This window comes from Streptomyces palmae, from assembly GCF_004684805.1.
Classification (GTDB): domain Bacteria; phylum Actinomycetota; class Actinomycetes; order Streptomycetales; family Streptomycetaceae; genus Streptomyces; species Streptomyces palmae.
The window spans coordinates 1-11,434 of the sequence record NZ_SRID01000217.1 but is presented as its reverse complement, the minus strand read 5'-3'; the positions used below and the strand labels follow the sequence as shown (position 1 = coordinate 11,434).

General features: G+C 72.6%; 7 protein-coding genes. All 7 read left to right on the top strand.

Annotated elements, in window-relative coordinates; translation table 11 throughout:
* On the top strand, positions 1-2,149 hold a 2,149-nt coding region (locus tag E4099_RS20925; protein ID WP_425348265.1), incomplete at its 5' end, for an ATP-binding protein.
* 266 nt (positions 2,150-2,415) lie between these two features.
* Positions 2,416-4,185 carry a PucR family transcriptional regulator gene (locus tag E4099_RS20920; protein WP_135340628.1) on the top strand — a complete coding sequence of 590 codons (1,770 nt, stop codon included), beginning with the start codon at positions 2,416-2,418 and terminating at the stop codon, positions 4,183-4,185.
* A 467-nt stretch (positions 4,186-4,652) separates the two neighbouring features.
* Positions 4,653-6,110, top strand: a complete 1,458-nt coding sequence (locus E4099_RS20915; RefSeq protein WP_135340627.1) for an aldehyde dehydrogenase family protein — start codon at positions 4,653-4,655, stop codon at positions 6,108-6,110.
* Positions 6,111-6,489: 379 nt separating this feature from the next.
* A complete protein-coding gene (locus E4099_RS20910) occupies positions 6,490-8,463 on the top strand; it encodes an acyl-CoA dehydrogenase family protein (protein ID WP_135340626.1) in 1,974 nt (657 codons plus the stop codon).
* A 22-nt stretch (positions 8,464-8,485) separates the two neighbouring features.
* Positions 8,486-9,751, top strand: a complete 1,266-nt coding sequence (dxr, locus tag E4099_RS20905; protein WP_135340625.1) for a 1-deoxy-D-xylulose-5-phosphate reductoisomerase — start codon at positions 8,486-8,488, stop codon at positions 9,749-9,751.
* Entirely contained in the window at positions 9,748-11,052 is a 1,305-nt protein-coding gene (locus E4099_RS20900; protein ID WP_135340624.1) for a M50 family metallopeptidase, read from the top strand. Before dxr ends, E4099_RS20900 begins: the two co-directional genes overlap by 4 nt.
* A gap of 187 nt (positions 11,053-11,239) precedes the next feature.
* Positions 11,240-11,434, top strand: a 195-nt coding sequence (locus tag E4099_RS20895; RefSeq protein ID WP_167828439.1) for a flavodoxin-dependent (E)-4-hydroxy-3-methylbut-2-enyl-diphosphate synthase, incomplete at its 3' end; no start/stop codon positions are given.

Below are 11,434 nucleotides of genomic sequence, written 5' to 3'. Positions count from 1 at the left end.
CCCGCCACCCCCTCCAGCCAGGCCTCCGGCGGTGCCGCCCCTGCCGAATCAGGCGCCTCGGCCGGGGCAGGGGGGGCCGCCAGCCATGCCGCCAGGGCCACCGCCTGCGGAGCCCTCTGGCCAAGGCGTCGGGGCCTCGGCGGCAGGAAGCGCTGAGTCGCCTTTCGTGCACTGGCTCAGGACCCCGCGACCGAGTGTTGCGCCTGGGGTTTGGGTTTCTGGGTACCGGCCCAAACCGCCGGAGGCACCAGACCAAGTCCCTGCTTCGCGACTGTTGGGTGGTGCGGCTCTTGCCCTGGTTGTCGCCTATTTGCTGGGTAAGATCATCTGGAAGCTTTACCTTGACGATTACTGGCTTGTGCTGGTGCTGACTCCCGAGTCATGGCAGGACTCGGGGAGCAAGGTGGCCCTAGGCCTGGCACAGCGTGTCTACATCGTTCTCTACGTCGCCCTGGTAGCCGCAGTCTTCGGTCGCGCCGGGAATTGGGCCGAGGTCTTCCGCCGTTATGTATTGCCGATTTTTCGGCAAGCTGGGCAAGGCGGCGCAAGCCGCACCCCTCTCACCCCCGAAACCGACCCCGCCCAGTGGCCCGAGATGCGGGCGTTCGGGGCGGGTGGGGCCGCGGATCGGCTGGCCGCGGAGGCGTGGGCCGGGCGGATGAACGACGTGGACCACTCCCGAATCGAACGTGCCTGGCAGTCCGTGCGAGCCCAGCCCGGTCGGCTGGCCGCGTTCACCGACACGGTGCTGCGGCACGGGGCCGCCGCCTGCGCCCACCCCTCCGGGGCGCGGGACCTCCCGGTGCGCACCGCCCAGCACGATCTGCTGGCCCAGCAGGTGAGGATCGGGCTGGCCAGCGAGGACCCCCGGAATCCCTACGCGCACCGCGGAGTGAGCCTGGCGCTGGACCCCGGGGTGCTGGGTACCTCGCTCCTGGCCGTCGGCCCCCCAGGGGCGGGGAAGACGGGGCGGCTGGTGCGCCCGGTGGTGGAGTCGCTGTGCTTGCAGGCGCTGGCCGGACGTGTCGCCGTGGTGGCGGTGGGCCCGGCCGGGGCGGGGATCGGGCCGGATGACGCGTTCGATGTGGTGGTGAAGATCGGCCGCCCCGAATCCGCCTATGACCTCGACCTCTACGGCGGCACCAGCGACCCGGACGAGGCCGCCGGCGTTCTCGCCGAGGCGCTGATCGGGGACATGGCGCACACCTTGCCCGGCGGTGACAGCCGGCGCGCCGCCACCGCCCTCGCCCAGCTGCTGGGCCCGTTCCAGGCGGCGCACGCCCGCTTCCCGTCGGTTCCGGAGCTACGCGAGCTGCTGGACGGCTCCAAGACGGCGATCGAGGCGCTCCGTGCCGCGCTGGACGCCGCGGGCCAGTCCGCGCACGCCCGGGAGGTGGACGCACGGGTGCGGCAGTCGACGGCGGCCGGCGACGTGGGGGCACTGCTCGCCGACCGGATCGCGCTGCTGGACCGTCCCGCCTTCGCCGACTTCTTCGCCACCGCTGGGGACCGCCGACCGTTCTCGCTGCGCGCACTGGAGCACCCCCTGCGGGTCCGTATCGATCTGCCGGAACGCGGCCACGCGGAGGCCTCGCGGATGCTGGCGCGGCTGGTGCTGGCGCAGTTCACCGAGAGCGCGGTGGGCCGGGCGGACCGGTCGCTCTTCGCCTGCCTGGTGCTCGACGACGCCTCGCACACCGTCACCCAGGAGGCGCTGCGCGGCATCCAGCGGCTCCGGGCGGCCAACGCGGGCACCGTGCTCACCCTCCGTACCCTCGATGACGTGCCGGAGGGGCTGCGCAGTGCGCTGCTGGGCGCGGTGGGCTGCCGGATGGCCTACGCCGGGGTGACCACCTGGGACGGGGCCAGGTTCGCCGAGGTCTGGGGCAAGGCATGGGTGGAGACCCGGGACGTCACCGACCGGGAGTTCATCGCGGAGGCGCCGATGACCAAGGTGCTCCACTTCATCCGTAAGGCGGTGACCGGCAAGGCGGCGACCCTTCAGTCGGTGACGGTGCGCAAGGTGGAGCGGGAGCGCTGGTCGGCGTCGGAGCTGGCGCACTCGGTGCCGCCGGGGCACGCGGTGCTCTCGGTCACCTCGGTGCGGGGCGATGCGGCGCCCCCGGTGCTGGTGGACCTCCGCGGATGACGGGAAATCCGCCATTGAGGCAGAATTGACGACAGCCGTTCATACAGGGTGTCGCATGGAATCAGACGCTTCCGGTCGGAGTCCCCGACCGGGATCGTCGGGTCCGCGGCGTCACGCTGTCCGCGCGGTCCCCACCATCCCGCACACCCGCCTGTCCGCCTGAATCGTCCACGCCGCCTCGCAGCGGCACGGAGCCGTCCGCAGCCCTCCCCCGCACCGGCGAACCCCTGTCGTGTCCGCCCCGTCGAAGCCTTACCGAAGGTGCCATGCCTCCCACCCTCGCCTCACTGGTCCACCACTCCGCGCTCAAGCTGGGCGTGCTGGCGGGCGAGGACCGGCTGGACACCCCGGTGCGTTGGGCGCACGTCAGCGAGCTGGCCGACCCGGTGCCCTATATGAACGGCGGTGAGCTGCTGCTGATCACCGCGATGAAGCTGGACGCCGAGGACCCGGAGGCGATGCGCCGCTATGTCCGCCGACTGGTCGGCGCCGGTGTGGTGGGGCTCGGCTTCGCTGTCGGGGTGAACTACGAACAGGTGCCGGACGCACTGGTGACGGCGGCCCGCGAGGCGCACCTGCCGCTGCTGGAGGTGCCGCGCCGTACTCCGTTCATCGCGATCAGCAAGGCGGTCTCGGCGGCCATCGCCGCGGACCAGTACCGGGCGGTGACCGCCGGTTTCGAGGCGCAGCGGGAACTGACCAGGGCCGCGATGGGCGCGGAGGGCCCGGCCGCGCTGATCGCCCGGCTGGCCGCTCATCTGGACGGCTGGGCGGCGCTCTACGACGCCTCCGGTGCGGTCGTGGCCGCTGCCCCGGACTGGGCGGCCCGCCGCGCCGCCCGACTCACCGCCGACGTGGAGCGGCTGCGGGCCCGGCCCGCCCCGGCCAGCGCGGTGCTCGGCGGGGATACGGGGGAAGCGGGCGAGGAGACGGCCGACCGGGTCGAGCTCCAGTCCCTGGGCACCGGGCGCCGGGCGCGCGGGGTACTGGCCGTTGGCACCGCCGCCCCGCTGGGTACCGCGGAGCGCTATGCGGTGCACTCCGCCGTGGCCCTGCTCACCCTGACCACCGAACGGTCCCGCGCGCTGCAGGAGGCGGAGCAGCGGCTGGGTGCCGCGGTGCTGCGCATGCTGCTGGCGGGCCAGCCGGATCACGCGCGGGCGGTGGCCGGACAGCTGTACGGCGGCCTGCTGGACGCGCCCTTCCGCATGCTGGTGGCCGAGGCGGCCCCGGGCAGCGGTGCGGCGGCGAGCCAGACGGTGGACGACGGCGCGCTCGACGCCGCCGCGGTCGCCACGGCGCCCCCGGGGCAGCCTTCGAACCCCGTGACGGGGCAGGCGCCGGGCGGCGTCCCGGCCGCGGACGCCGCCCCGGATCCGCTGGGCACGCTGGCCGACACCCTGGAGACCGCCGCGGCCCGCACCGGGGAGGCGGTGCTGGTGGTGCCGGATGGCGAGCGGCTGATCGTGCTCGCCCCGGACGGCGGGGCGGCGGTGGCCGCCTGCGTCGAACATGCCGCCGCGGTGGACGCCAAGCGGGGCACCGCCACCCGCCCCCGGGACCGGGCGAGCGCGACCGCCCCCGGCGACGACCTGGTGATCGGGCTCTCCGCGCCGGCCGGCCCGATCGGCGCCGCGGCTGCCTACCGGCAGGCAGAGCAGGCCCTCTCGGTGGCCCGGCGCCGCGGCCGGGTGCTGGTGGAGCACGAGGAGGTCGCCGCGGGGTCGGTGCTGCCACTGCTGGCAGACGACGCGGTACGGGCGTTCGCGGACGGCATGCTGCGCGCCCTGTACGAACACGACGCCACCGGACGCGGGGACCTGGTGGCCTCGCTGCGGGCCTGGCTGTCCCGGCACGGGCAGTGGGACGCGGCCGCCGCCGACCTGGGGGTCCACCGGCACACCCTGCGCTACCGGATGCGCCGCGTCGAGGAGATCCTGGGACGGTCGCTGGACGACCCGGATGTCCGCATGGAGCTCTGGCTGGCCCTCAAGGCCACCACCGCGGGGGCCACGGGGCCTTCTCTCGACTCCTGACGGCCGGGCACCGTGCCGCACGCACCGGAGCCCGCGGTCACCCCGCTGAGCGGTACCGCCGTCACGCGGTCCGCGTGGGCGGACCGCCATGCCCGCGACCTCCCGGACGCGCACCCGCCATGACCGCAGGCTCTCGCACGCAAACTCCGCGGCCTCCTGTGCGCGCCCCGTCATGCCTGCGGTCCGCACGCGCACCCCGCCACGCCTGCCGCCCTCCCCGCACGCGCGTCGTGCCACGGCGCGGAGCGGCACCGCCCGCGCCCGAGTCCGTACGAACCCCTCCGCACCATCCGCGTCCGCGCTCCCCTCCGTCCAGCGGTCGGCCCCGCCGGGTCCGCGCACGCCAATACGGCGCGGGGCGGAGGGCGACTGCTCCGTGCAGGACAAACGACCGGACGGCGCCCCGCCCCTACGGTGGGGGCAGAACGAACCGCACCACCCACCATTCGGAAGGGCCGGGATCCGCTGTGACAACCTCCCGCGTAGCTCCCCACGCGTTCTGGCTCGCCGGCCGCAAGGCCACCGGCGAGGACACCTTCGACGTCACGTCTTCGTGGGACGGCCGCCTCGTCGCCACGGTGAGCGTCCCGACCGAGGCTCAGGTCGAGGAGGCCGTGGCCGCCGCACACGCAGTGCGGGACGAGTTCGCCGCCACCCCCGCGCACGTCCGGGCCGCGGCCCTGGACCACGTCGCCAAGCGGCTCGCGGAGCGCACCGAGGAGATCGCCCAGCTGATCTCTGCCGAGAACGGCAAGCCCATCAAGTGGGCGCGCGGCGAGGTCGGCCGAGCCCTGTCCGTGTTCCGCTTCGCGGCCGAGGAGGCCCGTCGCTTCAACGGCGGCGAGGCCCAGCGCCTGGACACCGACGCCGGCGGTGTCGGCCGGCTGGCCCTCACCCGCCGCTTCCCCAAGGGCGTGGTGCTCGGCATCGCCCCGTTCAACTTCCCGCTGAACCTCTGCGCGCACAAGATCGCCCCGGCGATCGCGGTCGGCGCTCCGATGATCCTCAAGCCGGCGCCGGCGACCCCGCTGTCCGCGCTGATCCTGGGCGAGTTGCTGGCGGAGACGGAGCTGCCCGCCGGCTCCTGGTCCGTGCTTCCGGTGCCGAACGACCGGATGCCCGCCCTGGTCCAGGACGAGCGGCTGCCGGTCATCTCCTTCACCGGATCCGACAAGGTCGGTTACGCGATCATGGACTCGGTGCCGCGCAAGCACTGCACCCTGGAGCTCGGCGGCAACGCCGCGGCCGTGGTGCTGTCGGACTTCTCCTCCGAGCAGGAGCTGGACTGGGCGGCCACCCGGATCGCCACCTTCTCCAACTACCAGGGCGGCCAGTCCTGCATCTCGGTGCAGCGGGTGATCGCGGACGCCTCCGTCTACGACCGGCTGGTACCGAAGATCGTCGCGGCGGTCGAGGCCCAGAAGACCGGCGACCCCTCCGACGCGGCCACCGACGTCGGCCCGCTGATCAGCGAGGACGCCGCCAAGCGTGTGGAGTCCTGGGTGGACGAGGCGGTCCAGGCCGGGGCCCTGCTGCTCACCGGCGGCAAGCGGGACGGGGCGTCCTACGCGCCGACCGTGCTCGCCGACCTGCCGGCCGGTACCACCCTGGCCTGCGAGGAGGTCTTCGGCCCGGTGCTGACCGTGGCCAAGGTGGACGGTGTGGACGAGGCCTTCGCGGCCGTCAACGACTCCAAGTACGGCCTGCAGGTGGGCGTGTTCACGCACGACGTGCAGACGGCGTTCCGCGCCCACCAGACCCTTGAGGTCGGTGGCGTGATCATCGGCGATGTGCCGTCCTACCGCGCCGACCAGATGCCGTACGGCGGCGCCAAGCAGTCCGGTGTGGGCCGCGAGGGCGTGGCCTATGCGATGGAGGACTACACCTACGAGCGCGTCATGGTGCTCACCGGCCTGCCCCTCTGAGCGGAGGCCGGCGTGTGGCGGCCATGAGGCAGCGCACGGCAGCGTAGACAGTGTGCGGTGGGCGCCCGGCGGGGTGTCCGGTGCCGGTTCCGGCACCGGGGCTCCGTCCAGGCGCTCACCGCACAGCTGTTCCGGAGAGTTCTGCGCAGCCCCGGCGCGGGGGCCCGTTTCGCCCAGCCCGCCGGCACATCGGCCCCGTCGGCCCCCTCGGCACCGGCTCCGTAGCCGGCCATCAGGCCGCGGACCCGGTGGCCCGACAGGATGACATGGCCGCCGTGACCGGTACGCATCCATGCATGCCGGGTATGTGCCCGTATGAGTGGCGGCGGGTGGAGGTCCGGCCGGCACGGGTCCCCGACTGCGCGGCGAGGTGAGCCTCATGACCGCTCGTACCGTTCCCGAACGCGAACCGGCGCGGTCCGTTTCCGAGCACGAGGCCCGGCAGGTGGCCGAGGCGGCGCGGGAGCGGCACTGGCGCAAGCCCAGCTTCGCCAAGGAGCTCTTCCTCGGCCGTTTCCGGCTCGACCTGATCCATCCGCACCCCACCCCCGACCCCGATGACGTACGGCGCGGCGAGGCGTTCCTCGCCCGGCTGCGTGCCTTCTGCGAGACGGAGGTCGACGGGGCGCGCATCGAGCGCGAGGCCCGCATCCCGGACGAGACCGTCCGGGGGCTGAAGGAGCTCGGCGCGCTGGGGATGAAGATCGACACCGGCTATGGCGGCCTGGGGCTGAGCCAGCTGTACTACAACCGCGCGCTGGCCCTGGTCAGCTCCGTCAGCCCGGCGGTCGGGGCGCTGCTCTCCGCCCACCAGTCGATCGGCGTCCCCCAGCCGGTCAAGCTGTTCGGCACCCAGCAGCAGAAGGACACCTACCTGCCGCGCTGCGCCCGTACCGACATCTCCGCCTTCCTGCTCACCGAGCCGGACGTGGGCTCGGATCCGGCCCGGCTGGCCACCACCGCGGTCCCCGAGGACGGGAGCGGGGCAGAGGGCGAGGCGGCGTACATCCTGGACGGGGTCAAGCTGTGGACCACCAACGGCGTGGTCGCCGACCTGCTGGTCGTGATGGCCCGGGTGCCCGCCTCGGAGGGCCACCCCGGAGGCATCTCCGCCTTCGTGGTGGAGGCCGACTCGCCCGGCATCACCGTGGAGCACCGCAATGCCTTCATGGGCCTGCGCGGCATCGAGAACGGCGTCACCCGCTTCCACCGCGTGCGGGTCCCGGCCGCCAACCGGATCGGCCCCGAGGGCGCCGGCCTCAAGATCGCGCTCACCACCCTCAACACCGGGCGCCTGTCCCTGCCCGCGATGTGCGCCGGCAGCGGGAAGTGGTGCCTGAAGATCGCCCGCGAGTGGTCGGCCGCCCGCGAGCAGTGGGGCAAGCCGATCGCCCGGCACGAGGCGGTCGGCGGCAAGATCGCCTTCATCGCGGCGACCACCTTCGCCCTGGAGGCCGTTGTCGAACTCGCCTCCCAGATGGCCGACGAGGCACGCAACGACATCCGGATCGAGGCCGCCCTCGCCAAGCTGTACGCCAGCGAGATGTCCTGCCGGATGGCCGACGATCTGGTGCAGGTCCGCGGCGGCCGGGGCTTCGAGACGGCCCAGTCGCTGGCCGCCCGCGGCGAGCGCGCCGTGCCGGCCGAGCAACTCCTGCGCGATCTGCGGATCAACCGGATCTTCGAGGGATCCACCGAGATCATGCACCTGCTGATCGCCCGGGAGGCGGTGGACGCGCATCTGTCGGTCGCCGGCGATCTCATCGACCCGCACAGCTCGCTGTCCGACAAGGGCAGGGCGGCGGCCCGGGCCGGCGGGTTCTACGCCCGCTGGCTGCCCGGCCTGGTCGCCGGACGGGGCCAGCTGCCCCGCGCCTACGGCGAGTTCGCCCGGCCCGGCCACCGCGACCTCTCCACCCATCTGCGCTATGTGGAGCGCGCCGCCCGGCGACTGGCCCGCGCCACCTTCTACGGGATGTCGCGCTGGCAGGGCCGGATGGAGACCAAGCAGGGCTTCCTCGGCCGCATCGTGGACATCGGCGCCGAACTCTTCGCCATGAGCGCGGCCTGCGTACGCGCCGAGATGCTGCGGGCCGCCGGCGAGTACGGAGCCGAGGCGTACCGACTGGCCGACACCTTCTGCCGGCAGGCCAGGATCCGCGTCGAGGAGCTCTTCGACCGGCTGTGGACCAACACCGACGACCTCGACCGCCGGCTGGTCTCCGGAGTCCTCGACGGCGCCTTCACCTGGCTGGAGGAGGGCGTACTCGACCCGAGCGGGGACGGGCCGTGGATCGCCGACGCCACCCCGGGCCCCTCCGCGCAGGACAGTGCCCGCCGCCCCTTCCGCTGAGCCGACCGGCCACAATGGGGGGATGACGGACTCCCTCGCTGACCCGCACCTCCACTACTCCGCGGCCACCGCCGCCACCGGAGACCGGCGCGACATCGTGATCCTCGGTTCCACGGGGTCGATCGGGACCCAGGCCATCGACGTGGTGCTGCGCCATCCGGACCGCTTCCGAGTGACCGCCCTGTCCGCCGCCGGCGGCCGGCTGGAGCTGCTCGCGGAGCAGGCGCACTCGCTCCGGGTGGCCGCGGTGGGACTCTCCCAGGCGGACAAGGCGCCCGCGCTCCGTGCGGCGCTGGCCGAGCGGTACGGACCGGGCGAGCCGCTGCCGGAGATCCTGGCGGGCCCCGACGCGGCCACCGAGCTGGCCCGCTCCGAGTGCCACTCGGTGCTCAACGGCATCACCGGCTCCATCGGCCTGGCCCCCACCCTGGCCGCGCTGGAGGCGGGGCGGGTGCTGGTGCTGGCCAACAAGGAATCGCTGATCGTCGGTGGGCCGCTGGTCAAGGCGGTCGCCAAGCCCGGCCAGATCGTGCCGGTGGACTCCGAGCACTCCGCGCTCTTCCAGGCGCTGCTCGGCGGAGCCCGCCGCGAGGTCCGCAAGCTGGTGGTCACCGCCTCCGGAGGCCCGTTCCGCGGGCGTACCCGCCGGGAGCTGACCGATGTCACCCCCGAGCAGGCCCTCGCCCACCCCACCTGGGACATGGGCCCAGTGGTCACCATCAACTCGGCCACCCTGGTCAACAAGGGCCTCGAGGTGATCGAGGCGCATCTGCTCTTCGACATCCCCTTCGAGCGGATCGAGGTGGTCGTTCACCCGCAGTCCTACATTCACTCGATGGTGGAGTTCATCGACGGCTCGACCCTCGCCCAGATCAGCCCGCCGGACATGCGGATGCCGATCTCACTGGGCCTGGGCTGGCCGGACCGGGTACCGGACGCCGCCCCGGGCTGCGACTGGACCAAGGCCGCCGGCTGGGAGTTCTTCCCGCTGGACACCGAGGCCTTCCCCTCGGTCGGACTCGCCCGGCAGGTCGGTGAACTGGGCGGCACCGCCCCCGCCGTCTTCAACGCGGCGAACGAGGAGTGCGTGGACGCCTTCCTCACCCGGAAGCTGCCCTTCACCGGCATTGTGGATACGGTCGCCGAGGTGGTGCGCGAACATGGCACCCCCGCCCGAGGAACCCGGCTCACCGTCGCGGACGTCCTCGAAGCCGAGGCATGGGCTCGCGCCCGTGCCCGTGAACTGGCCGCCCGTGCGGCGAAAGCGACTCCGGAGGCTCGCGTATGACGGCATTGATGACGGTCCTCGGCATAGTCGTCTTCGTTCTCGGACTGCTCTTCTCGATCGCCTGGCACGAACTCGGACACCTGTCCACCGCCAAGCTCTTCGGGATCCGGGTGCCGCAGTACATGGTCGGCTTCGGGCCGACGATCTTCTCGCGGAAGAAGGGCGACACCGAATACGGCATCAAGGCCGTTCCGCTCGGCGGCTACATCCGCATGATCGGTATGTTCCCGCCGGGAGACGACGGGAAGATCGCCGCACGCTCCACCTCGCCCTGGCGCGGGATGATAGAGGACGCCAGGTCGGCGGCGTTCGAGGAGCTCGAGCCCGGCGACGAGGACCGGCTCTTCTACACGCGCAAGCCGTGGAAGCGCGTCATCGTGATGTTCGCCGGCCCCTTCATGAACCTGGTGCTGGCCGTGGTGGTCTTCCTCGGCGTGATGATGACCTTCGGGGTGAACACCCAGACCACCACCGTGGGCGAGGTCCAGAAGTGCGTGGTGCCGGCCTCCGCCAAGGACACCGACACCTGCCCCAAGGGCGCCAAGGACACCCCGGCCAACGCGGCCGGACTGCGCGCCGGTGACAAGATCGTCGCCTTCAACGGCAACCCCACGCCCGACTGGAGCACCCTGCAGCGGGATATCCGCGAGACCACCGGTCCGGCCACGGTCACCGTCGAGCGGGACGGCAAGCGGCTGGATCTGCACCCCACCCTGGTCAAGAACTGGGTCGCCAAGACCAACGGCCGCGGGGGCTATGTCGAGGGCGACTTCGTGAAGGCGGGCTTCCTCGGCTTCACCCCGTCCAGCGGAGTGGTCAAGCAGTCCTTCGGCCAGTCGGTGGACCGGATGGGCAACATGGTGGAGGACGGCTTCCACTCCCTGATCGACCTGCCCGGCAAGGTTCCCGACCTGTGGAACGCGGTCTTCGGCGACGGCGAGCGCAAGGCCGACTCCCCGATGGGCGTGGTGGGTGCCGCCCGGGTCGGCGGCGAGATCCCCAACCTGGACATCCCGCCCTCCCAGCAGGTCGCCACCATGCTGTTCCTGGTGGCCGGATTCAATCTCTCGCTGTTCCTGTTCAACATGCTGCCCCTGCTGCCCCTGGACGGCGGGCACATCGCGGGCGCGCTGTGGGAGTCGATCCGCCGGCACGCCGCCCGGATCTTCCGCCGGCCCGACCCCGGCCCGTTCGACGTGGCCAAGCTGATGCCGGTGGCCTATGTGGTGGCAGGGATCTTCATCTGCTTCACCCTGCTGGTGCTGGCAGCGGATGTGGTGAATCCGGTGCGTATCACCTGATTCTCCGGATTCCCCCGATGGCTCCTCGCATGGCTGTACGACGGCCGGGCGCCCCGCGCGCCCGGCCGTCGCCGTACCCGCGGCCCACGGGGCGCGATGTGCTGGGCGAGGTGCCCGTGTCGTAGTCTCGAAACCCGGAGCCCGCCGATCTCGGGACCTTGATCACCACCTTGGGGTTGCTCGCCAGATGACTGCCATCTCGCTCGGAATGCCGTCCGTACCGACCAAGCTCGCCGACCGGCGGGTCAGCCGCAAGATCCAGGTGGGGTCGGTGGCGGTGGGGGGCGACGCGCCGGTGTCGGTGCAGTCGATGACGACCACGGTGACCGCGGATGTGGGTGCGACCTTGCAGCAGATCGCGGAGCTGACGGCGTCGGGGTGC